At 69.7% G+C, this 24,763-nt stretch carries 18 protein-coding genes; 10 read left to right on the top strand and 8 right to left on the bottom strand.

From position 1 onward, the window contains the following. Positions 1–7: 7 nt before the first annotated feature. From ABD932_RS33920 to ABD932_RS33910, 3 genes are all read right to left on the bottom strand, one after another. Positions 8–694 (bottom strand): RES family NAD+ phosphorylase, encoded by a 687-nt coding sequence (locus ABD932_RS33920; RefSeq protein ID WP_345018768.1) that lies wholly within the window; start codon positions 692–694, stop codon positions 8–10. Between the two features lie 220 nt (positions 695–914). After that, the gene (locus ABD932_RS33915; RefSeq protein WP_345018766.1) at positions 915–3,272 is read right to left on the bottom strand and encodes a WD40 repeat domain-containing protein; all 2,358 of its coding nucleotides are present in this window, start codon (positions 3,270–3,272) and stop codon (positions 915–917) included. Continuing rightward, entirely contained in the window at positions 3,259–5,427 is a 2,169-nt protein-coding gene (locus ABD932_RS33910; protein WP_345018764.1) for a hypothetical protein, read from the bottom strand. Before ABD932_RS33910 ends, ABD932_RS33915 begins: the two co-directional genes overlap by 14 nt. 68 nt (positions 5,428–5,495) lie before the next feature. Here ABD932_RS33910 and ABD932_RS33905 point away from each other — a divergent pair, with 68 nt between their 5' ends. Both ABD932_RS33905 and ABD932_RS33900 read left to right on the top strand, forming a co-directional pair. Further along, complete coding sequence (locus ABD932_RS33905) at positions 5,496–6,923, top strand: alpha/beta hydrolase (protein ID WP_345018762.1); 1,428 nt, start codon at positions 5,496–5,498, stop codon at positions 6,921–6,923. A gap of 773 nt (positions 6,924–7,696) precedes the next feature. Next, the gene (locus ABD932_RS33900) at positions 7,697–8,284 is read left to right on the top strand and encodes an NADPH-dependent FMN reductase (protein WP_345018831.1); all 588 of its coding nucleotides are present in this window, start codon (positions 7,697–7,699) and stop codon (positions 8,282–8,284) included. 35 nt (positions 8,285–8,319) lie between these two features. On the opposite strand, the gene ABD932_RS33895 is transcribed toward ABD932_RS33900, so the two are convergent. Then, on the bottom strand, positions 8,320–10,011 hold the full coding sequence (locus ABD932_RS33895; protein WP_345018760.1) for an IclR family transcriptional regulator domain-containing protein: 1,692 nt from the start codon (positions 10,009–10,011) through the stop codon (positions 8,320–8,322). Positions 10,012–10,154: 143 nt separating this feature from the next. Beyond that, positions 10,155–11,435, bottom strand: coding sequence for a M6 family metalloprotease domain-containing protein (locus ABD932_RS33890; protein ID WP_345018758.1), 1,281 nt, complete (start codon positions 11,433–11,435; stop codon positions 10,155–10,157). Between the two features lie 294 nt (positions 11,436–11,729). Between ABD932_RS33890 and ABD932_RS33885 the strand changes: the two genes are divergently transcribed. Next, entirely contained in the window at positions 11,730–12,374 is a 645-nt protein-coding gene (locus ABD932_RS33885; RefSeq protein WP_345018756.1) for a TetR/AcrR family transcriptional regulator, read from the top strand. A gap of 119 nt (positions 12,375–12,493) precedes the next feature. Next, the gene (locus ABD932_RS33880; RefSeq protein ID WP_345018753.1) at positions 12,494–14,035 is read left to right on the top strand and encodes an MFS transporter; all 1,542 of its coding nucleotides are present in this window, start codon (positions 12,494–12,496) and stop codon (positions 14,033–14,035) included. Between the two features lie 117 nt (positions 14,036–14,152). On the opposite strand, the gene ABD932_RS33875 is transcribed toward ABD932_RS33880, so the two are convergent. After that, positions 14,153–14,722, bottom strand: a complete 570-nt coding sequence (locus tag ABD932_RS33875) for a MarR family winged helix-turn-helix transcriptional regulator (protein WP_345018752.1) — start codon at positions 14,720–14,722, stop codon at positions 14,153–14,155. A gap of 119 nt (positions 14,723–14,841) precedes the next feature. Here ABD932_RS33875 and ABD932_RS33870 point away from each other — a divergent pair, with 119 nt between their 5' ends. Further along, positions 14,842–15,627 carry a dioxygenase family protein gene (locus tag ABD932_RS33870; RefSeq protein ID WP_345018751.1) on the top strand — a complete coding sequence of 262 codons (786 nt, stop codon included), beginning with the start codon at positions 14,842–14,844 and terminating at the stop codon, positions 15,625–15,627. A gap of 46 nt (positions 15,628–15,673) precedes the next feature. Here ABD932_RS33870 and ABD932_RS33865 read toward each other — a convergent pair whose 3' ends face one another. Next, on the bottom strand, positions 15,674–16,204 hold the full coding sequence (locus ABD932_RS33865) for a GNAT family N-acetyltransferase (protein WP_345018750.1): 531 nt from the start codon (positions 16,202–16,204) through the stop codon (positions 15,674–15,676). Positions 16,205–16,373: 169 nt separating this feature from the next. On the opposite strand from ABD932_RS33865, the gene ABD932_RS33860 reads away from it, so the two are divergent. After that, positions 16,374–17,369, top strand: coding sequence for a sigma-70 family RNA polymerase sigma factor (locus ABD932_RS33860; protein ID WP_345018748.1), 996 nt, complete (start codon positions 16,374–16,376; stop codon positions 17,367–17,369). A gap of 515 nt (positions 17,370–17,884) precedes the next feature. Here the strand turns inward: ABD932_RS33860 and ABD932_RS33855 are convergent. Beyond that, positions 17,885–18,850 (bottom strand): helix-turn-helix transcriptional regulator, encoded by a 966-nt coding sequence (locus ABD932_RS33855; RefSeq protein ID WP_345018747.1) that lies wholly within the window; start codon positions 18,848–18,850, stop codon positions 17,885–17,887. Between the two features lie 62 nt (positions 18,851–18,912). Here ABD932_RS33855 and ABD932_RS33850 point away from each other — a divergent pair, with 62 nt between their 5' ends. The 4 genes from ABD932_RS33850 to ABD932_RS33835 all read left to right on the top strand — a co-directional run bounded on the left by ABD932_RS33850 (position 18,913) and on the right by ABD932_RS33835 (position 24,717). Continuing rightward, positions 18,913–20,490, top strand: coding sequence for an MFS transporter (locus tag ABD932_RS33850; protein ID WP_425587555.1), 1,578 nt, complete (start codon positions 18,913–18,915; stop codon positions 20,488–20,490). Positions 20,491–20,685: 195 nt separating this feature from the next. Then, positions 20,686–21,447, top strand: a complete 762-nt coding sequence (locus tag ABD932_RS33845) for a DeoR/GlpR family DNA-binding transcription regulator (protein ID WP_031487724.1) — start codon at positions 20,686–20,688, stop codon at positions 21,445–21,447. After that, a complete protein-coding gene (gene pfkB, locus ABD932_RS33840; protein ID WP_345018743.1) occupies positions 21,444–22,391 on the top strand; it encodes a 1-phosphofructokinase in 948 nt (315 codons plus the stop codon). Before ABD932_RS33845 ends, pfkB begins: the two co-directional genes overlap by 4 nt. Positions 22,392–22,641: 250 nt before the next feature. Then, a complete protein-coding gene (locus ABD932_RS33835; protein ID WP_345018741.1) occupies positions 22,642–24,717 on the top strand; it encodes a PTS fructose transporter subunit IIABC in 2,076 nt (691 codons plus the stop codon). The last annotated feature ends 46 nt before the right edge of the window (positions 24,718–24,763 follow it).

Genomic DNA, 24,763 nt, shown 5'->3' with positions numbered 1-24,763 from the left:
CGCGGCGTCAGCGGATGATGAGTCCGTACTCGTCGGCGACGCTGCGCAGCCCCTCGGTCTCCGGCCAGATCGGCTGCCTCTCCACCTCTTCCAGATCGACATCGCTGAAGATGGCCCAGCACTGTCGCATCCCGAAGCGGGAGCGGTAGGCGATCCCGTGGATCAGCCGGCCCTGTTGCAGGTCGCGCTGTGCGATCGCCCAGGCGGCGATCTGGCGCGTCACCCTGCGGTTCGTGCCTTGGATGTGTTCGGCGGTCAGGTCGGTGATGCCGAACTGCGCCAACTCGTCCTTGAGCTCTCTCGACAACGTGCGCTGCGTCTGCTCGTTGTCGACGTCTAAGAATCGCGCCTCCTTGGCCGGCTGTAACCGCACCAGCGTGTGCCGGGTTCGCCAGTCCTGGGGAAGGTGGCCGGGCCTCATGAAGTAGGGCTCGTTCCAGTCATCACCGATGAATTCGCGCAGTTCGGGATCGACACGGAAAGGAGCCAGCGCCTCGGCGAAGCACCCGTCAAGATCGGAGGCGCAGTACAAGGTGCCGTAGCTCACCAGGCTCCACCGGTTGCCCCCCGAGCGGCTGTCGTCCTCCCGGCTGATCTTGTTGTACTTGCGTGGGTTCTCCGCCTTCCCCAGGCGCCACACCCCGCGTTCCGGTGCCGGTATGAGACTTGCCTCTAACGGTGTGCCCTCGCTCATGGGCCGCTCCTCGCTCAGGTACGAACTTGCACGTGTCGGTTTTCGGGTCTGGCTCGTTGCTCGCTCTGTGCGCGGCAGGGACGGGTGTCGGCACGCACTGCCAGATGTCCGGGCGTCTGAACGCAGCCGAACGATCATTTTCTGCTGCTGGACAGACAAAGGGCGACTGGTCCTGCCGATCCCATGAGGGGCGCACGAAGGATTTGAGGGGGCGCACGGCCTATTTCATAGGCGACGGGTCCTCCAGGTCCAACTCGAGAACGGCGACTCCGGCCGCTCCCGCCATTGCGAGGACGACCTTGTTGACGGATGCGCCGGAGGGGCGCACAGACAGCGTGTGCACAGGAGTTCCCGTGGCCAGCTGCAGAACGCAGCAAGATGTTGTCGCATCCCAGACCCGGATCGTGCCGTCGCTAGAGGAGCTGGCGACGTAAGAGCGAGCGACATCAGCGGACGTTGTCCAGGTAGCGATGGCCTCGACGGCGGCTGTGTGGCCTCGAAGGCGCTCGCCGATGGGTTCGAGGGTGCGCAAGTCCCATAGGCACACCGTGTGGTCATCTCCACCACTGGCGAGGAAAGGCGGCAACGGGGAGGTGCCCGTGTTGATGGCCAGGGCATTGATGATCCCTTGCCGACAGGGGAGCACTTTTTTGGGCGCAGGGTCCGTGGCCGCCCACAGGCGCACCGTCCCGTCAGCACTGCCAGAAGCGAACCAGTCCGCGCTGACTCCGTCGGACGCCGCCGCTACGGTTCGGACCGTGTAGGGATGCCGCCACTGCTGTAGCAGTCGTTCTCTGTCCAGATCCCAGAGCCGGACGGTGTAATCGTCGCCGCTGATGGCCAACCGCCGTCCATCGCAGGCTGCAGCCGAGGCGAGGGTGCGTATGGGCCGGGAGTGCCCCTTGAGGAGGACGCCGGCAGCAACACCGCGTACGGGGTCCCAGGACCGGATGCTGTGGTCGGATGCCGCCCAGAGGAGTAAGCGCCGGCCTTCGTGCTCCGGTGCCCAGCTGAGGGCAGACGAGGCATGCTTCGAATCCCTGCCGAACGAGCCGGTGACCGCCCCGGTGAGGGTGTCCCAGACCTGGGTTTGCGCGGTGCTGTAGTTGACGGCCAGGAGCGGTGTGGCAACGGACTCCGGAGTGATTGCCGCAGCTACGGCGGCGGGGGCTGTGGCGGTGCCGCGGATCGCGTGGCGGATGGCAGGTGTGTCCCAGAGCCGGACGGTGTTGTCCCGAGCAGTGGAGGCGAGTCGGTCGCAGTCGCCGGCCGAGATCGTGTGCAGGGCTGTCACGGACTCCGTGTGTCCGGTGAGCTGACCGATCCTCTGCCTGGCGTCCATGTCCCACAGGTCGATCGTTGATCCGGAGCCGGCCGTGGCGAGCAGGTCCGAGTCGTCGATGCGCAGTGCCGCCAGGGCGGTGACCGGCTCTCCCTCCCCCCGGAAGATGGCTTGGAGGCCTGAGGCCGTGTCCCACAGGGTGATGGAGCCGTCGCTGTGGCCGGTTGCAATCCAGCCCGGCACGGTCGTTTCAGCCAGGCACCTGACCGGAGCGCCCACAGGGTACTCATGCAGCAGTCGATGATCAGCGGTGTCCCACACTTTCAGCGTGCGGCCGGCACCGACCAGCAGCTGCCGTCCGCCGGGGCCGACAGCGAGGCCCAGTGCGAATGCGGCCTGTTCCATCGGATGAGCGCTCATGTCGGCCAGGTGGAGTTCCTCCGAGTGCTCGCGCCAGAGTTTCACCGAGCCGCTACCGTCGACCCCTGCCACAGTCAACGTCCCTGCGTCGTCGCGGTATCCGGTGACAGCAGCGGTCCAGGTACGCCCACCGAACGTCATATGGTCAAGCAGGGTCCCCCGGGCCGTGTCCCAGACGCGTACCGTGCCGTCGGTGCTGCCAGAGACAAGCGCTCCATCGCCGGTGGAGTGCGCCACGAAGAAGAGGCATCGCACGTCGCCGTCGTGCGCGGGAATCCGGTCCCCGACAGGTGTACCGGTGGCCGTGTCGATGAGCTCGATACCGCCCAACTCGCCGCCTACGACCAGCAGTTGCGCACCACCGGGACCTTCGGCCGTGGCCAGCGACAGACTGCGCCGGCTGAGTGTCGCGAGCACGTTGGAGGGCGGTGCCCATTGTGACCAGAGGACACACAGGCGGGATCCCGCGAATTCTGCGGCCTCCTGAGGCAGGTCTTGCCGGGGAACACCGGGAAACCGTAAGGCCGTGTAGGCCAGATGCAGACTGGAGCAGCGGGAGGGGAGATCCGCGTCCTGGACGTAGGGCTCGATGGCAGCCCATGCCGTGAGCCATTCCCGGTTCGTACGGCGTGCGTGTGAGAGGCCGAGAAGTCCACGGACCCCGTCGGCGGAGACCCACGGCAGCAGGCCAGGCGGCACGTGGCTGTCATCCAGAGCCTCGCCGAGCGCGGCATGGTGAGCCAGGTGCCTGGTCAGATAGGGGTGTGGCACGGCCACTGCATCAGGCTTGACCAAACGCGCCAGTGCGGCGGCGATGCGTGCATGGGCCTGCTGCTCACCGGTGTCGGCGCCCTTCTGCCGCTCATCCGGATTCATCCAAGGCCCTCCTCGTCTCGTGCGGCGGCTGAGGCCACTGGCGCAGCATCACCCCGAGTTGCTCGTGGGCGGGTCGGTACACAACGTGGTCATCTTCGATGTCATGCGTGAGGTATCCGGCAAGACGGCCTTCGAGGAGCCGTCGGATCTTCTCGTCGGCGTGATCGATACGGGCCTGTAGCAGGGCTGAAGCCACGGCCGGCCACACCTGGGCCCACGGCATCCCGCGCCCTAGCCCGAACGCGGTGGCGCGAAGGAGCGCGAGCGCCTCCTCCCGGTTCAAGCCGTCATCGCCGACCTGGTTTAGATCTTGCTCGAACAGCCCCACGGTGCCCCGGTCGAGCCGTGAGAGCCACAGTTGGTCGCGGAGCAGTGTGACTCCGTCGCTGCGACGCAATTGTTCGGCGGCCAAGCGGGCGTCCAGGAAAGACCGACCTGCATGACGTGCCACTCGCTCCGCTGCCGAGGCCATCAGCTTGGGGTCGGTGCCCCACGGCGCCCCGGCCAACAGAGCAGTCACATAGGCAGCGATATCCGCCTGCACCCCCTCTCCGTCCGTGCGCACCACCTGCGCTGCCGGGAAGACAAGCCGGAGTTCCTCCAACAGCCCTCGCAGGCCAGTGGCGAGGGCTGCCATCGGGGTGCCTGGGCTGGTGCTGCGGACCCCGATGAGCAGACGCAGGCCACTGTGGCCAGAGGGCGGTTCTGCCGGCGTGGAGTCGGCACCCTGGGCGGGGACGGAGATTCTGTCCGCCACACTGGGCCCGCCGGCATAGCCGGCGAGAGGCACGAGAACATCTCGGATGCAGGCGCCAGCCTCCGGAGATTCGTCGAGACCGTCGACGACCACCGTGACCGTCCCCTGCTGACGGGACGTGAAGAAGGTGCGCAGCCCTTCCTGCCACTGCCGCAGAGCATCTGCCGCAGGTTGTGTGCGGTCCCGCTCACCGCCCAGTCGGGTACCGATGGCTTCGATCAGGCTCAGCGACCCGCGGTTGCGGGCCGACACCGCCACGTGGATCGATCCCTCGTCCGGGACGGTGTCAGCGGGCGCCTTGCTCACTGCCTCTGCGTAGCGAGGTGACGCCCGGAAGGCGGAATCGCTGAGCGTCACTGCCCGGGCCAGTACCGCGGATTTCCCACTGGCGGCGGTGCCGGTCACGATGAGGACGCCCGCGGGACCTTTGACGAAGGCGGCCAGCCGACGGTTGAGTTCCTGGCGGCCGGAGAAGTACCAGCCGGGATCGTCGCGGCTGGCGCGGCCGCTGGCGCGATCCAGCCAGTACTCCAGTTCCTCGGGTGTGGCTGCGACTTCCTCTCTGGCTTCTGTGACCACCTGCGGTTTGGGCCGGTAGCCAGGATTGGGCAGGGTGGGGATCGGGGTGCCGAGCTTGCCCTGGAGGACCGTTCGGGGACCCGCGAGTGAGAGATCCCGTTCTTCGTTGAGCCGGTCGGTGGCATCCTCGAGGGCCTGCATGAATTCGGAGATCGACAGGTACGGACGGGCGATTCCGGCCGCGTCCTGAAACCACTCGAAGGCCATCCGCAGGACGACGGCGAATTCGCGGCCCAGCACTGGGGAACGGGCCCCCGTGGTCGCCACGACGTTCAGCGCCCTCCCCGGGGACCCTGGCCGGACAAGGTCGCGGGCCAGGTCCCTGAGCTCTACATCGATGCCTTCCGCCTCACAGGCGTTGACGATCACGAGCACATGGCGGGCCTGCGAGTCGAGAGCCGCGATGACAACCTCGTTCGTCGGCATGCCCGTCGCCAGCAGCCGATCAGTGTCCGTGCTCGGCAGGAGCAGGAAGTGTCTGGTGGATGTGCCGACGGCGCCGTGTGATGTGACATAAAGGACCAGCGCCTCGTCTTCTGCCGCGTCCCGGATGCCGGAGCTGTGCAAGAAACGTTCCACATCGTGGCGTTCCTCCGGCGCACGCAGAATGGTCTGTACAAACCCTTCGCCGGGTTCCGGTCCTGCCTTCCACCACGCAGTCACGACCGACAGCTGTTCCTCGATCGCCTTGGCGAACTCGGGGTCTCCGTCCTCCACCGTCACGATGACCAGTGAGCCCGCGACCGGCCCTGCGCCCTCTTCGCTCTGTGACGGATTGGTCTGCCCGACTAAGCCAATCTCCCCGTGCTCCCCCTGCATGTTCTCTATTGTTCACAGCCATGAATCGCCACGGGCCAGAACCTGCGAACTCCTCCACCGCATCGGCTGTGACCGCCGACATCACCCAGGACGCCGTTGTCATCGTCCCGGGCATCATGGGCAGTGAGCTCTACGACACGGTCACCCAGAAGACCGTCTGGGGCTTATCCGGCGTGTCGTGGCTCTTGAAGGCATGGACACGGCCCAAGGGCCTCGAGCCGCTGCGCCTGACTCCGGAGGAACTGGAAGGCAGGACCACCCGGATCAAGCCCACGCAACTGATGCGCCACTCATCCTGGACTCCCTACCTTCAGGGGTTCGAGCCCTACACCAACCTGATCAACGCGGTCCAAGGCTGCGTCGCCGACCCGGCCGCCGTCCTGGAGTTCGCCTACGACTGGCGCCTGCCTGTCGCCTTCAACGGCCACTTGTTGGCCGAGGCCGCCCGCCGCCACCTGACCGCCTGGCGACTGCATCCTGCCCACGACGCCGCTCGGCGCAACCGTGTCGACGAATGTCCGGCACGCCTCGTCTTCGTCGCCCATTCCATGGGCGGCCTCGTCACCCGGGCCGCCCTCGATGCCCCGCACGACGGCGCTCTGGCCGACGACACACGCGCCGTACTCACCCTTGGTACGCCCTTCTACGGTGCGGTGAAGGCAGCCGCGATCCTCAACACCGGGCGCGGTGCCCCGGTCCCGCTCCCGCACCGGCAACTGCAGTCCATCTCAGCCACCATGCCGGGCCTCCACGACCTTCTCCCGCAGTACGCCTGCCTCATCGAGGGGAACGATGTCCGTCGCCTCACCCCCAGCGATGTGAAAGACATCGGAGGTAATGCCGAACTCGCCCAGGCAGCAGTCGAGTTCCAGGAAAAGCAGAACAACGTCAGGTTGCCCGGGCACTGGGCGGTGGCCGGCACGAATCAGGCCACCATGCAAAGTCTCACGATCCGCGACGGCGTGGTTTACCCGCATCAGCATGGAGCTCGCCAGCACACCAGTGGTGACTTCATCCGCGACCCGCGCGGCAGCCTGAGGTTCTTTGACGTCAAGGGCGACGGCACCGTCTACAAGGATTCCGCAGCCGTCGGACCCGCTGTCACACCACTTCCGCTACAGCATGGAGCCGTCGCCTCCGATCGCGTCGCGCTCAAGGCCGTAGCGGAAATACTGCGGGACGACGAACACTTGGGCCCACCTCAGGGCGCCCCCGGCTGCGGACTGGACGTTCCCGATCTGGTAGAAGTCGGAAGCGCTTGGAGTATCACGCTCAGCGGCGTGGATTCCTTGGCTGGTCTCCGGTGCGAAATAGCCGACGTTGCGGGTCAGAACCGGCAGGTCATCAAAGCGGGCTGGGGTGACGGGCAGATCAAGGCCAGGAGCACCGTGGATGTTCCGGGCTTGTACCGCGTCACCGTTCGCACCGTTGACGGCCACACCATCACCCAACTTGTCCTGGCCAGTGAAGCCGGAGCCACGAGGGAAGTGGAATAGGAGCCAGCCTCGCGAATCAACGTGGGTACCCGATCTCCTGGGTGCGCGCTCCGTGGGCAACCAGTTCTGGTCTAATTCTCCGCCGCCCGCGCACGTAGCGAGATTGCCGACGAAGAGCATGGCGCGCTTCCTCGGCGGTCTTGCCTTTTGCGCTGCGAGGTACAAGCAGAGTGGTTGGACAGGGGCCGTTCTCGGCCCGTAAGGGTGTGCCGGTCCCGGCTGCGATCCCGTTGCGACGGGAAATGGCCATGGCTTGACCGCCAGTCTGGACCCACGTACGACACCATCGTTCACCGTCTTCCGGGTGAAGCATTGAGTGTGCGAGGAAGCCTTCATGCCAACAAGAACGTGCAAGGCTTCACGTCTCTGCGGGGCACTTCCAGAAGGCTGACTGGCATGATCTGAGAACGCGCCCTGACCTGTAGCGATCAGCTGAGCGTTTCCGAATCGACGGGTGTGCGTTCCGGAGCGATCTCCTGGCCACTGGCTGACCTGCGGCGACGGAGTTTTTTACAAGCCCCACGAAGGCGAAAGGTGCCCTGACAGCGTAGCGGATACGTCCCTCGGCGTTCGCCCCGGTTGTCGGTGATCGGTGGTGTGGTCGGCGATCTTCTTCGGGCTCTCCCTCGGGGTCCGCCCTCGGGGCTCTCCGGGATCGCTTGACCTCAAGTTCGCTTGAGATTTTACGTTGCTGGAGCGGGCCCCACCCGGAGGTGGCGCTCGATCTCTCCCGACCGACTTCCCGGAACCGAGGTACACCCATGTCCCGAGCCATGTCGCAGCCCCCGCTCAAGATCGGCGTCCTCATCGGCAGCGTTCGCCCCGGCCGTTTCGCCGACAAGGTGTCTCAGTGGTTCCTCTCCGAGATCGGCCGGCGGGACGACATGGAGACGCACGTCATCGACCTGTCCGAGCCCGCCCTCGCCGGCGAGCTCAAGCTCACCCTGGAGCGGTCCGCCGCCCCCGACGACGCCCCAACCCTGGCCGAGCGGATCGGTGGGCTCGACGGGTTCGTGGTCGTCACGCCCGAGTACAACCACGGGTACCCGGCCTCCCTGAAGCTGGCCATCGACTACGTGTACCGGGAGTGGCGAGCCAAGCCGGTCGGCTTCGTCTCCTACGGCGGTATGGCCGGTGGCCAGCGCGCGGTGGAGCAGTTGCGCCAGGTCTTCGCCGAGCTGCACGCCGTCACCCTGCGCGACACCGTGAGCTTCCACATGGCGTGGGAGCAGTTCGACGACGAGGGCCGCCCGCACGACACGGACGGCACCTCCAAGGCCGCCTCCGTGCTGCTGGACCAGCTCGCCTGGTGGGGACTGACCCTGCGCGAGGGGCGTGCCGCCAGGCCTTACGACGGCTGAGGTCGCACCGCACCGTGGGGCGATGCCGCCTCACCTCACTCCACCGACACCCGAGCGAACCTCCCCGCCACCCCCAGGTCCTCCTCCACCCGCCCGGCCGTCTCCACCAGCTCCGGCAGCACCTCCCGTACGCACTCCTCCACCGTCCGCCGAGCCGCGTGCATCGCCACGTTCACCGCGGCGACCACCCGGCCCGTGCGGTCGCGGACCGGTACCGCCACCGATCGCAGGCCCTCCTCCAGCTCCTCGTCGACCAGGGCGTACCCGTGTGCGCGGACGTCCTCCAGGGCGGCCGTCAGGGTCGAGGGATCCGTGATCGTGCGGGGGGTCAGCGGGCGTAGGGCTGCCCCGCTCGCGTCCAACTTCCGTTCCCCGGGCGGGAGATCCGCCAGCAGCACGCGGCCCAGTGAGGTCGCGTAGGCCGGCAGTCGCGTGCCGACCGTCACGTTGACGCTCATCACGCGGGTGGTGGCGGCCCGGGCCGTGTACTGGATCTCCTCGCCGGACGGCGTCAGCACCGCCAGCGACGCCGACTCGTGGACGCGGTCGGCCAGTTCGGCCAGATGGGGAGTCGCGATCTGGGCCAAGGAGGTGCGGGACAGGGGCGGGAAGCCCAGCGACAGGACGCGCGGGGTGAGCGCGAAGCCGCGGGTGCCGGACTGGCGTACCAGGCCCAGATGCTCGTACGTGATGAGCGCCCTGCGCGCCGTGGCCCGGGACAGACCCGTCGCCCGTGCCACGTCCGTGAGCGTCAGTTCGGCCCGTCCCGCGCCGAACGCGGTCAGTACGGTCAGTCCGCGGGCCAGCGACTCGACGAACTCCCTGCCCAGTTCCTGCTTGGAGGCGCCCGTCCAGGTCGCCAGGCCCGACGGAGCCGGGCCGGGCTGCGGCTCGGGCGCCTCGCGCAGCTCGCGCTCCATCTCCGCCACGGCCGTGCGCAGGCGGGGCAGGAGCGTGTCGCGCAGGTGCGCGGCCGTGTGGCGGCTCGTGTGGCTCACCACGTTCGCCACGCAGGCGATACGGCCGCCCGCGCGGGGGTCCCGTACCGGTACGGACACCGCCACCAGCCCCGGCTCGATCAACTGGTCGTCCAGCGCCCAGCCGTCCTTGCCGGCCCGTTCCGCCCGGCGTGCGAAGTCCTCGTCGTCCTCGTCGGGTGACGTGTGCTCCCGGGGCGGTACGGCGGGAAAGCCCCGGTCCTGCGGGTCCGCCGCCCGGCGCTCGTGCCATGCCCGCCACTGCGCGTCCGTCCACTCCGTCGCGAACAGCGGGCCCGGCGCGGTGCGTTCGGCGGGGAGCCGGTCGCCGATGCGGAAGCTGAGGGACATCGCACGGCGGCGGGTCGCCTGGTGGATGAAGCGGATGCCGTCGCGGTCGGCTACCGCCAGCGACACCGACTCGTCCAGCGCGTCGGCGAGCGCGTCGGCGTGGGAGGCGAGGAGGGCGGGCAGGCCGAGGGCGGCCAGGTAGGCGTTGCCGAGTTCCATCACGCGGGGGGCCAGCACCACGTCGCGGCCGTCGAGGCGGACGTATCCCATGCGCGCGAGCGTGGACGCGATCCGGTCCACCGTCGAGCGCGCCAGCCCGGTGCTCCTCTCCAGTCCGCTCGCGCTCAGCGTCCCGCCGGCCTCCGTCAGCCGCCGCAGCACCATCACACCCCGGATCAGCGGAGTGACCGCCTCCGCCGGCACGGCACGGTCGTCGTCCAGGGTCGTCTTCGCGGGCATCGGCTCTCCGTACGGCGGTCGCAGCAGCCCTAACCGTAATCCGCCCCACGCGGGCGTACGGCTACCGCGGCTGGCGTTCACCCCGTCCCCGTCCCCGTCCCCGTCCCCCAAGCCCCACCCCACCCCCGCCCCACCCCGCCCCACTACCCCCGACTGACCCGCACCCGATAACTCCCCGTCAGATCCGCCCCCACCACCGCAACCCGCACCCCCCGCTTCGAGTCCGTGAACTCCTCCCCGGGTACGAACGTCGCGTCCGACAGTTCGGCGTGGACGTTCGGGCTGCGGGTGCAGCCGCCGCTGTCCTGTTGGGAGTCGTGGACCTTCACCGGGCCCATCCCGGTGTCCACCTCCGCGTCGACCCGGTAGACCAGGACGCCGGGGCGGCACACCGTCTCGTCGTTGCCCTCGCGGGTGCGCAGTTCGACGGCGTAGCCGCTGCGGCGGTCCAGCGGGACGAACACCAGCTTGGGACCGCCCTCGCGGGCCAGCGGCGTCAGCTCGTACTCGGAGGTGCCGGAGGCGGTGGCGCACCGTACCTGTGCCGGGTCCAGCCAGCCCAGCTTCCACTTGTGCCAGCCGAGCAGGTCGTTGTTGGCCCCCCAGTCCTCGCTCATGATGTCCCAGTGCCCGACCGCGCCCCCGCCCTCCGCGGTGTACAGGTCGGGCAGGCCGAAGACGTGGCCGTTCTCGTGGGGGAGGACGCGGTAGCCGGTGCGGTGGTAGGAGCCGGAGCCGTCGTCCTGGCGGGAGTAGACGAACGAGGCGTTCGCGACGGAGACGCCGTCGGCCACCGGGGCCTCCGTGTTGCCCGCGAAGGACACCGACAGGACCGTGTCCAGGGCCGACGGGCCGGCGTTCGGCGTCACGAGCACGTTCAGGAAGTCGTACGACTTGAAGTCCACCTTGGGATCGGCCGAGGCCACGATGTCCTGGACCAGCTGCCGGTACCCGGGGTCGAAGGGCGCGCCGCGTTCTATGCCGTAGGCGTGGAAGGACTTCGGCATGCGCAGCCAGCCGCGGATCGGGGTCCGGGGGCGGTAGTCGAGGCGGCCGTAGGAGCTGGTGCGGAACCAGTCCTGGGTCTGTGGGAAGAACTCCGCGAAGCGGTCGAGCGCGCGGCCCTGACCGGGCGCGTCGGGGAAGTCGACCATCACGGTGAGGGCGTGCACGGTGCCGGTGGAGCGGGAGTAGCCGCGGGTCGTCGGCACGCCCTCCGACATCTGGACCGTCGGCCGGCCACTGATCATGCAGGGGCCGAGGGGGGAGGAGCGGGCGAGCGCCGCGATCGGTCCCGCTCCCGCCGTCAGGGTGCCCGCCGTGTGGTGCCCGGTGCCTGCCGAGGTGCTGACCGCCAGGGTCAGGGCGGTCACGGAGGCGAGGGCGATCGCACGGCGGGGACGTATCCGACGGCTCGGCTGCATGCATGGGCCCTTCAGTCCATGGCAGCCCGCCGGACCGCGTGCTGCACCCTCTCGATCACCCTGTGTCGAGGGGTGCGAGGGCGCGCGTTGGAGGAGACCGAACGTGGGTTCTCACGAGCGGGAACTTGTGATCCAGGTCACATGAAATCTTTTCCCTGGCGGGAAATAACCGGGGAGCTCTTCCCCGTTTAGCCATGTGTCCGAGCGAAACGGGGACGTGCTCCCCGGATCGCCCCCGGGCAGCCCGTCAACCGGAGCTCACCAACCGGAGCTCACTCAACTCAGGAGTACACCGTGCAGACCGCGACCCCCGTACCGCGCAAGGCGACCCGGCCGCGCGCCGACGCACTGCGCAACCGGGAGCGGATCGTCACCGCCGCCCGGGAGATGTTCGTCGAGTTCGGCCCCGACGTGCCGCTCGACGAGATCGCCCGCCGGGCCGGCGTCGGCAACGCCACGGTGTACCGCAACTTCCCCGACCGCGACGCGCTGGTCCGCGAGGTCGTCTGCTCCGTCATGGACCGTACGGCGGCGGCGGCCGAGCTGGCGCTCGCGGAGAGCGGGGACGCCTTCGAGGCCCTGGAGCGCTTCGTGCACACCGCCGCCGACGAGCGGATCAGCGCGCTGTGCCCGATGGTCCAGAGCACGTTCGACAAGAACCACCCGGACCTGGAGGCGGCGCGCGAGCGGATCGAGCAGCTCACCGAGGAGATCATGGACCGCGCCAAGGCGGCCGGCCAGCTCCGCTCCGACGTGGGCGTCGGGGACGTCATGCTCATCGCGTCCCAGCTCAGCCGGCCCCCGGCCGGGGCCGGGTGCGACCTCGCCGACCGTTATGTCCACCGCCATCTGCAGCTGTTCCTGGACGGGCTGCGGGCCCCGGCCCGCTCCGTCCTGCCGGGCACGGCGATGACCATGGAGGACCTGCGCCAGGCCTGACCGATCAGTTCAGAGCCCAACAACCGTCACTACACCGGATCTCACCGGCCGTCACAGCCGACGAGCCGTCCCCTTTAGACACGCTTTTTCCCTTACGAAGTCCCGAAGTGGGTACCCCCATGTCTGAAACAGCCGCAAAGGCTCCCGGCACACCGGCGACGTCCGGTGACGCCAACCGCTGGAAAGCGCTCGTCTTCATCGCGCTGGCCCAGCTCATGGTCGTCCTCGACGCGACCATCGTGAACATCGCCCTGCCGTCCGCCCAGGTGGACCTCGGCATCTCCGACGGCAACCGCCAGTGGGTCGTCACGGCCTACGCGCTGGCCTTCGGCGGTCTGCTCCTGTTCGGCGGCCGGATCGCCGACCTGTGGGGCCGTAAGAACGCCTTCGTCGTCGGCCTGGTCGGCTTCGCCGGCGCCTCCGCGCTCGGTGGCGCCGCCACCAACGAGGCCATGATGTTCGGCGCCCGCGCCCTGCAGGGTGTCTTCGGCGCCCTGCTCGCTCCCGCCGCGCTCTCCCTGCTCGCCGTGATGTTCACGGACGCCAAGGAGCGTGCCAAGGCGTTCGGTATCTACGGTGCGATCGCCGGTGGCGGTGGCGCCGTCGGCTTCATCCTCGGTGGCGTGCTGACCGAGTACATGGACTGGCGCTGGACGTTCTTCGTCAACATCCCGTTCGCGATCGTCGCGGCGGCCGGCGCGTACTTCGTCATCCGTGAGCCGGAGGGCGGCCGCAACCGCAACCCGCTCGACATCCCCGGCGTCCTGCTGTCCACCCTGGGCCTGGTCGCGCTGGTCTACGGCTTCACCCGCGCCGAGTCCGACGGCTGGGGCGACTCCGTGACCGTGGGCATGTTCGTCGCGTCGGCGGTCCTGCTGCTCGCGTTCGTCGTCACCGAGGCCAAGGTCAAGGCCCCGCTGCTGCCGCTGCGCGTGGTCACCGACCGCAACCGCGGCGGCGTCTACCTCTCGCTCGGCATCGCGATCATCGCGATGTTCGGCACGTTCCTCTTCCTGACCTACTACCTGCAGATCGTGAAGGGCTACACGCCGATCAAGACGGGCTTCGCCTTCATGCCGATGATCGTCGGCATGATGGTCGGCTCGACCCAGATCGGCACCCGCCTGATGACCCGCGTCCCGGCGCGGCTGCTGATGGGCCCCGGCTTCCTGGTCGCCGCACTGGGCATGCTCCTGATGACCCAGCTGGAGATCGGTTCGTCGTACACCTCGATCATCCTGCCGGCGATGCTGCTGCTCGGCCTCGGCATGGGTACGGCCTTCATGCCGGCCATGTCCCTGTCCACCCTGGGCGTCGAGCCCCGGGACGCGGGTGTCGCCTCCGCGATGGTCAACACATCGCAGCAGGTGGGCGGCGCGATCGGTACGGCCCTGCTGAACACGATCGCCGCCTCGGCCACGACCTCCTACATCGCCGACCACATCGGCTCCGCAAGCTCGCGCTCGCAGCAGCAGCTGGTCCAGCTGGAGGGCATGGTGCACGGCTACACCAACGCGATCTGGTTCGCCGTCGGCATGCTGGTGCTGGCCGCGGTCATCGTCGTGACCTTCGTCAACGCCGGTCGCCCGGACGGTACGACGGTGGCGTCCTCCGAGGAGGGCGCGGCGGACGAGGTGCCGGTGCCGGTCGTCGCGCACTGACACCGGCGACGACGACCGTACGGCCGTACCCCCTGGGACCAGGCGTACGTATGGGGAAGGGGACGCTCCGTACGTACGGCCTCACAGGACCTGCCCCGGCTCGCTGAATCGAGCGGCTCAGCGGAGCCAGGGCAGGTCCGCACCCGCTTCGCTCGGCTGCAGGCCCTCGGCGACGATCTGCATGATCTCGCCGAGGGCCTGCTGCTGTTCGACGGTGAGCCGGTCGAACATCGCCTGCCGTACGGCCTCCACATGGCCCGGCGCCGTGTCCCGCAGCACCTGCACGCCCTGTTCGGTCAGCACCGCGAACTGGCCCCGCTTGTCGTCGGGGCAGTCCTCGCGCCGCACCCAGCCGTTCTTCTCCAGCCGCGCGATGGCGTGCGAGAGACGGGAGCGGGTGATCTTCGCGAGCATCGCCAGCTCGGTCATCCGCAGTCTGCGGTGCGGGGCGTCGGAGAGCTTGACCAGCAGGCCGTAGTAGACGTGCGGCATGCCCGCGTCGCGCTGGAGCTGGCGGTCGAGGTGGTCCCAGAGCAGCGTGGACGCCTCGATGTACGAGCGCCATACGCGCTGCTCCTCGTCGGTGAGCCAGCGCGGCGGTGCCGACGCGTGTGCCTGTTCGGGTACTCGGTCGGTTTCGTGTTCGGGTTCGGCCGCGGGTGGCGCGGAGGTCGGTGCCGTATTCATGTACTCCACTGTACGAGAGCTCTCCTTGAAATTTTAACTACCGCGGCGTACCGTCTTGAAGAGAGAAGTTTTAGATTTGAAGCAAATAGGGCTTCAGCTCTCCGGAGGGAGTCGCCACCATGTCCGCCGCCACGCAGGAGCGCATGCCTGCCCTTTATCTCAGCCACGGCGCCCCGCCGCTCGCGGACGACCCGATCTGGCCCGGTGAGCTCGCGGCGTGGTCGGCCGACCTGCCGCGCCCCAAGGCGATCCTGATGGTCTCCGCCCACTGGGAGGAGGCCCCGCTTGCCATCGGTGCCACCGAGTCCGTTCCTCTCGTCTACGACTTCTGGGGGTTCCCCGAGCACTACTACAAGGTGACGTACACGGCACCCGGCGCTCCCGAGCTAGCCGAGTCCGTACGGAAGCTCCTGCGCGCCCCGGGCATGCCCGTGCAGGACATCCCGGACCGCGGTCTCGACCACGGCGCCTACGTACCGCTCGTCGAGATGTACCCCGAAGCGGACATCCCCGTACTCCAGATTTCCATGCCGACCCTCGACCCGCTGAGGTTGCTGGACATCGGCCGCAAGCTGGCGCCGCTGCGCGACGAGGGCGTGCTGATCGTCGGCTCCGGCTTCTTCACCCACAACCTGGCCGCCCTGCGGCAGGGCGGCATCCCCTCCTGGTCCGTGGAGTTCGACGACTGGGGCCGCCGGGCGCTGGAGAACGGCGACTGGGACGCCCTGCTGGACTTCCTCCGCAAGGCCCCGGCCGGCCGCTACGCCCACCCGCGCACCGAGCACTTCGCCCCGCTGTTCGTGACCATGGGCGCGGCGGACGCGGCCGGTGAGGCGGCCGGCCAGAAGTCGGTGATCGACGGGTTCTGGATGGGGCTGGCGAAGCGGTCGGTGCAGTTCGGCTGACGGGGCCGGTGCGGTTCGGCCGACGGTTCGGCCGGGCGCGGGGGAGTTACAGCTCCTTCTCGTACCAGGCCACGTCCCAGTACCGGCCGAACTTGCGGCCCACCTCGCGGTACGTGCCGATGTGCCGGAAACCGAAGCGCTCGTGCAGCCGGGTGGACGCCTCGTTGGGCTGCGCGATGCCGGCGTAGGCGCGGTGCAGGTCCTCCTCGGCCAGGGCCTCGAACAGGGCCTTGTAGAGGAGGGTGCCGACGCCGCGGCGGCCGGCGTCCGGCGCGAGGTAGACCGTCACCTCGACGGAGGTCTCGTAGGCGGGCTTCGGCCGGAAGGCGCTGGATGTGGCGTAGCCGAGAATCCGCTGTGAGTTCCCTTCGAGGCCGGCCTCCACGGCAACCATCAGCCGGTACGGCCCGTCTTCAGGGTGGGAGAGCAGCCAAGGGCGGCGCTCTTCCGGCGTGAAGACCTCCGTATCGAATGTGATGGGCGTCTCACGTACGTAGTGGTTGTAGAGGTCGGTGAGGGCTTCGAGGTCACTCTCGACTCCCGGTCTGACCTGCACCTCTGTACGTTCCGGCGGCATCGGTCCTCCCCATGTGGCCGGACAGGGTACTGCAAGATCAGAAAAATAGGTGGGCGGGTTGGGAATTCTGTCCTGATTCCAGTCGTTGTTTCCATCGGATGCAGGGCACTCGAGCAGAGTCCCAAGCGTTCAAGAGCCACCCGCCAGCCCACATCGCAAGGGAGCACGCATGGCAACCCGTGCCGTCGCCCGTCGTCAGTCCGCCACCGGCCGGACCGACACGGCAAGCAGTGTTCGCGCCCATGGCGGCGAGATCGCGGACCGCGACCTGGTCGGCATGTACCTCGACGAGATCGCGCGCACGCCGCTGCTCGACGCGGCCAAAGAGGTCGAGCTGTCGCAGATCATCGAGGCGGGTGTGTTCGCCAGGCAGGTCCTCGACGGGTACGAGGAGGCCAGGGCGGACGCCACCCGCGATGAGCTGGAAGCCCTCGTCGAGGAGAGCGAGCGGGCCAAGGACGTCTTCATCCGCTCCAACCTCCGCCTGGTCGTCGCGGTGGCCCGCCGCTACCCGCGCAGCGGCCTGCCCCTGCTGGACCTGATCCAGGAGGGCAACGCCGGCCTGGTGCGCGCGGTGGAGAAGTTCGACTACCGCAAGGGCTTCAAGTTCTCGACTTACGCGACGTGGTGGATCCGCCAGGCCATCACCCGCTCGATAGCCGACCAGTCCCGCACCATCCGCCTCCCCGTCCACCTGGTCGAGGAGCTGGGCCGAATCCGGCGCGTGCAGCGTGAGTTCAACCGCGAGCACGGCCGCGACCCGGAGCCCGCGGAGATCGCCGCCGAGCTCGGCTCGAACGCGGACCGTGTGACGGACGTCCTGGACTGGGCCCGCGACCCGGTCTCCCTGAACATGTCGGTGGACGACGACGGCGACACCCAGTTCGGCGACCTCCTGGAGGACACGTCGGCGGTCTCCCCCGAGCAGTCCGTCCTGACCCTCCTGCGCAGCGAGGAACTGGACGACCTCATCGGCCGGCTCGACCAGCGCACGGCGTCCATCATCAAGATGCGGTACGGCATCGAGGACGGCCGCGAGCGCACGCTGACCGAGGTCGGCAAGGAGCACGGCCTGACGCGCGAGCGGATCCGGCAGATCGAGAAGCACGCATTGCTGGAGCTGAAGAAGCTGGCGCGGAGCACCGGGTTCGACGCTGCCGCGTAGTGCCTCCGGCGGGAAGGCCGGGGGTGTGTGTCCGGGGGCGGCGTACGCCGGGTGGCGAAAGACCGCGCAAACATGGCGATGTAACGCCGCTTCAACTGCTGGAGCACCGGGAACAAGACTTCCGGGCAAGGGAGTTCGGGACCTGAGGCGACAGGCCTCGGGCCCGGACGGAGATCGACGGACCCCACCGACCGCGACCCGAGCACACCACACACCAAGAGACCGAGTCCCGACGCACTCCCCCCGGCGCCGGGACTTTCCCCGAGTCGGGCTTCGGCGCCTATCCCCCCTGGGTGCCGGGGCCCGGCTCTCTTTTTGGGTTCGGGACCTGTCTTCGGGTCCCGGGGCCCGCCGGGCCGGACCTGGACCGGTGGGCCACCCCGTACCTGAACCACGGGGTGGCCCACCAAATGGCAGATTCTGTCATATGGGCGGAGCGTCTCTGATCGGCTTGTGTCACATGGGCAGAGCCTTTCCGATCGGTGTGCCGATCCCCTGGGGCCCCGGCCCCGGCCTCACCCCGCGGCCCGCCCCAACCGGCCCCCCAACTCCCGCACGCACCGCACCAGTTCCTCCGGCGACTCCACCACGAACTCGCAGTCCACCATCGCCAGCCGCACCGCCATCCACTCCACGGCATCCCCCGCCGCGCCCCGCAACCGGCACCGCCGCCCGTCCCCGACCGGCTCCGGCGCCCCCAGCCACCCCGGCAACCGAGCCGCGACGAACTCCGCGGGCGCGTCGAACGTCACCGAGAACTCGTACGTCTCCTGCCGCCGCCACATCGACTGCCGCAGATACTCCGCCGCGCTCCCCGACGGCAGCTCCCGCGGAGTGAACCGCGCCCCCGTGGCGAACGGCTCGCTCACCCGGTCCACCCGGAACGTCCGCCAGTCGGCCCGGTCGAGGTCGTACGCGACGAGGTACCAGCGCCGCCCGGTCGACACGAGCCGATACGGCTCCACCAGCCGCCGCGACTCGGTTCCGTCCCCCGCCCGGTACGCGAACCGCAACCGCTCCTGCCCCGCCACACTCGACGCCATCACGGTCAGCGTCTCGGGCGCGATACTCGCCCCGTCCCCGCTGGTCAGCGGCGTCGTCGCGGCCTGCAGGGTGGCCACCCGGTGCCGCAGCCGCGACGGCAGCACCTGCTCCAGCTTCGCCAGCGCCCGCACGGACGCCTCCTCCACCCCCTCGACCGCGTGCCCGGCCCCGGCCCGCAGCCCGACCGCGATCGCGACGGCCTCCTCGTCGTCCAGCACGAGCGGCGGCATCGCCTTGCCCGCGACGAGCCGGTAGCCGCCGTCGGCCCCTTTGGTCGCCTGCACGGGATAACCGAGCTCCCGCAGCCGGTCGATGTCCCGCCGGACCGTGCGCCGGGACACCGCGAGGCGCTCGGCGAGCTCACCGCCGGGCCATTCGCGAGGCGTCTGGAGGAGGGAGAGGAGCTGGAGCAGCCGTGCCGGAGTATCCGTCGTCATGAGTTCGAGGATGCCGTAGAACTAGGACACGATCTGACCTAATGGGGTCGTAACTTCCTTCCATGACCTCAAGGACCTCAGCGGGGACCGACCCCGTGACCCACCACAGCGCACCGCCCGCCGAGCCTGCCGAGCCCGCCGCGGGCGACCGCCGCCGCTGGTTCGCCCTGGCGATCGTGATGACCGCGGCCTTCATGGACCTCGTCGACGTCACGATCGTCAACGTCGCGATCCCGTCGATCCAGCGGGACGCCGGCGCGACCTTCAGCCAGATCCAGTGGATCACCGCCGGCTACGCCCTCGCGTTCGCCGCGGGCCTGATCACCGGCGGCCGGCTCGGCGACATCCACGGCCGCAAGCGGCTGTTCCTCATCGGCATAGCCGGCTTCACCCTGGCCTCGGCCCTGTGCGGCTTCGCCGCGAACCCGGAGATGCTGGTCGCGGCCCGGATCCTGCAGGGCGGCATGGCGGCGCTGATGGTCCCGCAGGTCCTGTCGATCGTGCACGCCACCTTCCCGGCGCACGAACGCGGCAAGGTCTTCGGCCTGTTCGGCGCGGTCGTCGGACTCGGCGCGGTCATGGGCCCGCTCCTCGGCGCGCTGCTGACGGAGTGGAACCTGTTCGGTCTCGAATGGCGACCGATCTTCCTCATCAACCTCCCGGTCGGCATCGCGGGCCTGATCCTCGGCAGCCGCTTCATCACCGAGTCCAAGGCACCGAAGGCGCTGAAGCTGGACATGGTCGGCGTCGCGCTCGTCACCCTCGGCCTGCTGATGCTGCTCTACCCGCTGACCCGCGGCCGCGAGCTGGGCTGGCCGCTGTGGGGGTACGTGTCGATGGGCGGTGCGCTCGTGGTCCTCGGGGCGCTGGTGGCGTACGAGAGGCGCAAGGCCGCCCGCGACGGCTCGCCGCTCGTCGAGCTGTCCCTGTTCAAGGTGAAGAGCTTCGCGGCGGGCATCGCCGTACAGACCGTCTTCGGTGTCGCGCTCGGCATCTTCTTCCTGGTCTGGACGCTGTACATGCAGTACGGCCTGGGCTGGAGCCCGCTGAAGGCCGGCCTGACCGGGATCCCGTTCTCGATCGCGGTCTCGACGGCGGCCGGCCTGTCCGTCCAGAAGCTGGTACCGCGCTTCGGCCGCAAGGTGCTCCAGGCGGGCGCGCTGGTCATGGCGATCGGTGTCCTGATCTACATCTGGGAGTCCGGCCACTACGGCCTGTCCATCGCCCCCTGGCAGATGGCCCTGCCGCTGGTCGTCATGGGCGTCGGCATGGGGCTGATCGTGGCCCCGCTGACGGACGCGATCCTCTCGGAGGTGCCCCGCGAGCACTCGGGTTCGGCGTCCGGCCTCATCAGCACCGTCCAGCAGATGGGCAACGCGCTCGGGCTGGGTCTGGTCTCCGTGGTCTTCTTCGGCGTCATCGACGACCGGCTGGCGGAGGGTGCGGAGTCCGCGCACGGTTCGGCGGCGGGCGCGGCCTTCGCGGACGGCTTCCAGCACGCGCTGGGATGGGTGGCCGCGGTGATGGCCGTCATCTTCCTGCTGATGTTCGCGCTGCCGAAGCGGTCGGCCCAGCACATCGAGGGAGCGGCCGATGATCCGTCACCGGCGACGCGGAAGGAGCCCGCGCTGGTGGGCTGAGAGCGGGGGAGGGGCCCGGCACTTCGGTGCCGGGCCCTTCGTCGTTTCCGTATCTCCCCATGCCGGAAGCCCGATCATGCCCAGGTGGGAAGCCAATCATGCCCGATTGCATCCGAACCTGTTTACTTTCCGGAAATCCGGGCGTAGCCTCCCAGCGAAACCACAAGTTCGGGCACAGTTCGGAGGCGAACGGACATGTACGCACCGGAGCGGCAGCAGGAGATCCTCCGGCTCGCCCGTGACGGCGGCCGAGTGGACGTCCTGTCGCTGGCCGAGGAGTTCCAGGTGACGGCGGAGACGATCCGCCGGGACCTGAAGGCCCTCGACCGCGCCGGGCTCGTACGCCGTGTGCACGGTGGCGCGATCCCGGTCGGGCGCCTGGACTTCGAGCCGGACCTCGCCGAGCGCGAGTCGACGGCGGCCGACGAGAAGGACCGCGTCGCGAAGGCGGCCCTCGCCGAGCTGCCCACCGAGGGCACGATGATCCTCGACGCCGGTACGACGGTGGCCCGCCTGGCCGCGGCGCTGCCGCTGGAGGCGTCCCTCACCGTCGTCACGCACAGCCTGCCCATCGCGGCCCGCCTCGCGGACCACCCCGGTATCCAGCTCCACCTGGTCGGAGGGCGCGTACGGCACCGCACGCGCGCCGCCGTGGACGCCTGGGCGCTGCGCGCGTACGGCGAGATCCGCGCCGACGTCCTGTTCGTCGCGGCCAACGGCTTCTCCGCCGAGCACGGTCTGACCACCCCCGACCTCGCCGAGGCCGCGGTGAAGCGCGCGGCCGTCGCCGCGGCCCGCCGGGTGGTGCTGCTCGCCGACTCCTCCAAGCACGGCCAGGAGCACTTCGCCCGCTTCGGCGACCTGAGCGACGTGGACCTGCTGATCACCGACAGCGGGCTGAGCCCCGAAGACGCCGCCGCGATCGAGCGCGGCGGCACGGAAGTAGTGCGCGCATGATCCTCACCGTCACCCCGAACCCGTCTCTGGACCGCACGTACGAGATCCCCTCCCTCGACCGCGGCGAGGTCATCCGCGCCACCGGCGAGCGGATGGACCCGGGCGGCAAGGGCGTGAACGTCTCGCGCGCGGTCGCGGCCGCCGGGCGGCGCACGATCGCCGTCCTGCCCCTGGGCGGTGCGCCCGGCGCGCTCGTCGCCGACCTGCTCGACGCGCAGGGCATCGAGGTCGCGCCGGTGCCGGTCGCCGGGGCCACCCGCTCGAACATCGCGCTCGCGGAGTCGGACGGCGTACTGACGAAGATCAACGCGCCCGGTCCCGAGCTGTCCGCGGCCGAGCAGGAGCTGCTCCTGGAGACGGTCCGTGAGCAGTCGCGCGACGCCGACTGGATCGCCTGCTGCGGCAGCCTGCCCCGCGGACTCGCACCGTCCTGGTACGCCGATGTGGTCGCCCGGGCACACGCCGGGGGCGCGCGGATCGCGCTGGACACCTCCGGGCGCGCCCTCCTCGAAGCCCTGCGTGAGCGGCCCGACGTGGTGAAGCCGAACGCCGAGGAGCTCGCGGAGGCCGTCGGGCGCCCCCTGGCCACCGTGGGCGACGCGGTGAAGGCCGCCGAGGAGCTGCGCGAGATGGGCGCGCGCGCCGTGCTCGCCAGCCTGGGCGCCGACGGGCAGCTGCTGGTGGACGCCTCGGGTGCCTGGTTCGGCACTGCGCGCGTCGACGTCGTACGCAGCAATGTCGGCGCCGGCGACTCCTCCCTCGCCGGCTTCCTGATCGCAGGCGGCAGCGGGCCGGAGGCCCTCGCCTCGGCGGTCGCCCACGGCGCGGCGGCCGTACAGCTTCCCGGCAGCGTGATGCCGTCCCCGGACGATGTGGACCTGGCGGCGGTGACGGTCACGGCCGAGGTGCCGGTGGACCGTGTACTGAAGGAGCCGGTGTCATGACGAATGTCGCGGTTGTCACAGTTGTTGCCGATCGGTCCCGTGAGCGGCGAAGCTCGCTGTTACTCACGGCCGCCGACGGACGGCAGGGCCTCCTGATCCGCTCTGCCGCCCGGAGGAGGCGGGATTTCCCCGACCCCGCCTCCTCCACCCCCGCCACCCCCCACCGCAGCACCACCACCCCCCATGGCACCCCCGTCCCCTTCTCCGCCCACCACACTCCCCGGGCGATACGCGTGCGAAGGAGCCCGCGATGAGCGACATGATCACCGCGGACCTGGTCGATCTCGACCTGTCCGCCGATACCAAGGAAGCCGCGGCCCGCGCCCTCGCCGAGCGCATGGTGGCCCTGGGCCGGGTGACCGACCTCGAGGGCTTCCTCGCCGACGTGGCCGCCCGTGAGGCACAGATGCCGACCGGCCTCGACGGCGGTATCGGCATCCCGCACTGCCGCAGCGAGCACGTCACCGAGCCGACCCTCGGCTTCGGGCGCAGCGCCGCCGGCATCGACTTCGGCGCGGCGGACGGCCCCGCCGACCTGATCTTCCTGATCGCCGCCCCCGCCGGCGCGGACGACGCCCACCTGACGATCCTGTCGTCCCTGGCCCGGCAGCTGATGAACGCCGAGTTCACGGACGCGCTGCGGTCGGCGGGCGACGCGGCCTCGGCGGCGGCGCTGATCCGGGGCGAGGAGCCCCCGGCTGCCGAGGCCCCCGACGCGCCTGATGGCGCCGTTTCCACAGACTCCGTGGCGTCGTCGGTGGCGGCCTCCGCCGACGCCGCCACGGGCACCACCTCCCCGGCCCCCGCCGAGACGTCCGGCGAGCGCCCCTTCCGTATCGTCGCCGTCACCTCCTGTCCGACCGGCATCGCCCACACCTACATGGCGGCCGAGTCGCTGGAGAACGCGGGCCGCGAGGCGGGCGTCGAACTCGTCGTCGAGACACAGGGCTCGGCCGGCTTCACCCGGCTCGACCCGTCCGTCATCGCGGCGGCGGACGGCGTGATCTTCGCCCACGACGTGTCCGTACGCGAGAAGGACCGCTTCGCCGGCAAGCCCACCGTCGACGTCGGCGTGAAGGCGGGCATCAACCGCCCGGCCGAACTCATCGCCGAGGTCCGCGCCAAGGCCGAGCGCGGCGAGGTCACCGCGGCGGCCCGGCCCGGCGGCGGTACCCCCGTCGAGCGCGCGGGCGAGCCCGGCGAGGGCTACGGCACCAAGCTGCGCAAGTGGCTGATGTCCGGCGTGAGTTACATGGTCCCGTTCGTCGCGGCCGGCGGTCTGCTGATCGCCCTCGGCTTCGCGATCGGCGGCTACCAGATCAACGAGGCCAAGTCGGTCACCGAGCACTTCGACTGGGGCCAGATCGACAGCTGGGGCGCGCTGCTCTTCCAGATCGGCGCCGCGGCCTTCGGCTTCCTCGTCCCGGTCCTCGCCGGGTACATCGCGTACGGCATGGCCGACCGGCCAGGACTCGTGCCCGGCTTCGTCGGCGGCGCGATCTCGGTCACGATCGGCGCCGGGTTCCTCGGCGGTCTGGTCGCCGGCCTGATCGCCGGTGGTGTGGTCCTCGGCATCCAGCGGATCGACATCCCGCCCGTGATGCGCGGCATCATGCCGGTGGTGGTGATCCCGCTGGTCGGCTCGGCGGTCGTCGGCTTCCTGATGTTCGTGGTCATCGGCAAGCCGATCTCCGAGGCGCAGAAGGGCCTGACCGACTGGCTCAACAGCCTCTCCGGCACCAACGCCATCCTGCTCGGCGTCCTGCTCGGCCTGATGATGTGCTTCGACCTGGGCGGCCCGGTCAACAAGGTGGCCTACACCTTCGCGACGGCCGGCATCTCGGTGGCGGCCCCGAGCGACTCGGCCATGAAGATCATGGCGGCCGTGATGGCGGCCGGCATGGTGCCCCCGCTGGGCATGGCCCTCGCGACCATCGTCCGCAAGAAGCTGTTCACCACGGCCGAGCGCGAGAACGGCAAGGCCGCCGTGGTCCTGGGCGCCTCCTTCATCTCCGAGGGCGCGATCCCGTTCGCCGCGGCCGACCCGCTGCGCGTCATCCCCGCCTCCATGGCGGGCGGCGCGGTCACCGGCGCGCTGACCATGGCCTTCGGCTCGACCCTGCGCGCCCCGCACGGCGGCATCTGGGTCACCTTCCTGATCGGCAAGCCGTTCCTCTACCTGCTGGCCATCGCGGCCGGTACGGCGGTCACGGCCGGCCTGGTCATCGTCCTGAAGGGCATGCGCAAGACGGCCCCGGACGGCACCCCGGCCGCCGAGTCCCCGGCCACCACGGCCGCGGAGGCGAAGCAGCCGGTGGCGGCGTAAGGATCCCGCTTGTCCCTTTGAGGCGCTGTGAGTTGTTCACGGCACC

It is taken from the genome of Streptomyces shaanxiensis (assembly GCF_039537145.1).
GTDB lineage: Bacteria > Actinomycetota > Actinomycetes > Streptomycetales > Streptomycetaceae > Streptomyces > Streptomyces shaanxiensis.
This window is presented reverse-complemented; position numbering and strand designations above follow the sequence as displayed.

Bases quoted from the DNA above. Each gene is read 5' to 3' on its own strand.
- ABD932_RS33870 (WP_345018751.1), top strand. From the start codon at position 14,842: ATGTCCGCCGCCACGCAGGAGCGCATGCCTGCCCTTTATCTCAGCCAC.
- ABD932_RS33860 (WP_345018748.1), top strand. From the start codon at position 16,374: ATGGCAACCCGTGCCGTCGCCCGTCGTCAGTCCGCCACCGGCCGGACC.
- ABD932_RS33910 (WP_345018764.1), bottom strand. From the start codon at position 5,427: ATGCAGGGGGAGCACGGGGAGATTGGCTTAGTCGGGCAGACCAATCCG.
- ABD932_RS33895 (WP_345018760.1), bottom strand. From the start codon at position 10,011: ATGCCCGCGAAGACGACCCTGGACGACGACCGTGCCGTGCCGGCGGAG.
- pfkB (WP_345018743.1), top strand. From the start codon at position 21,444: ATGATCCTCACCGTCACCCCGAACCCGTCTCTGGACCGCACGTACGAG.
- ABD932_RS33850 (WP_425587555.1), top strand. From the start codon at position 18,913: ATGACCTCAAGGACCTCAGCGGGGACCGACCCCGTGACCCACCACAGC.
- ABD932_RS33865 (WP_345018750.1), bottom strand. From the start codon at position 16,204: ATGCCGCCGGAACGTACAGAGGTGCAGGTCAGACCGGGAGTCGAGAGT.
- ABD932_RS33845 (WP_031487724.1), top strand. From the start codon at position 20,686: ATGTACGCACCGGAGCGGCAGCAGGAGATCCTCCGGCTCGCCCGTGAC.
- ABD932_RS33875 (WP_345018752.1), bottom strand. From the start codon at position 14,722: ATGAATACGGCACCGACCTCCGCGCCACCCGCGGCCGAACCCGAACAC.
- ABD932_RS33920 (WP_345018768.1), bottom strand. From the start codon at position 694: ATGAGCGAGGGCACACCGTTAGAGGCAAGTCTCATACCGGCACCGGAA.
- ABD932_RS33855 (WP_345018747.1), bottom strand. From the start codon at position 18,850: ATGACGACGGATACTCCGGCACGGCTGCTCCAGCTCCTCTCCCTCCTC.
- ABD932_RS33880 (WP_345018753.1), top strand. From the start codon at position 12,494: ATGTCTGAAACAGCCGCAAAGGCTCCCGGCACACCGGCGACGTCCGGT.
- ABD932_RS33835 (WP_345018741.1), top strand. From the start codon at position 22,642: ATGAGCGACATGATCACCGCGGACCTGGTCGATCTCGACCTGTCCGCC.
- ABD932_RS33915 (WP_345018766.1), bottom strand. From the start codon at position 3,272: ATGAATCCGGATGAGCGGCAGAAGGGCGCCGACACCGGTGAGCAGCAG.
- ABD932_RS33890 (WP_345018758.1), bottom strand. From the start codon at position 11,435: ATGCAGCCGAGCCGTCGGATACGTCCCCGCCGTGCGATCGCCCTCGCC.
- ABD932_RS33900 (WP_345018831.1), top strand. From the start codon at position 7,697: ATGTCGCAGCCCCCGCTCAAGATCGGCGTCCTCATCGGCAGCGTTCGC.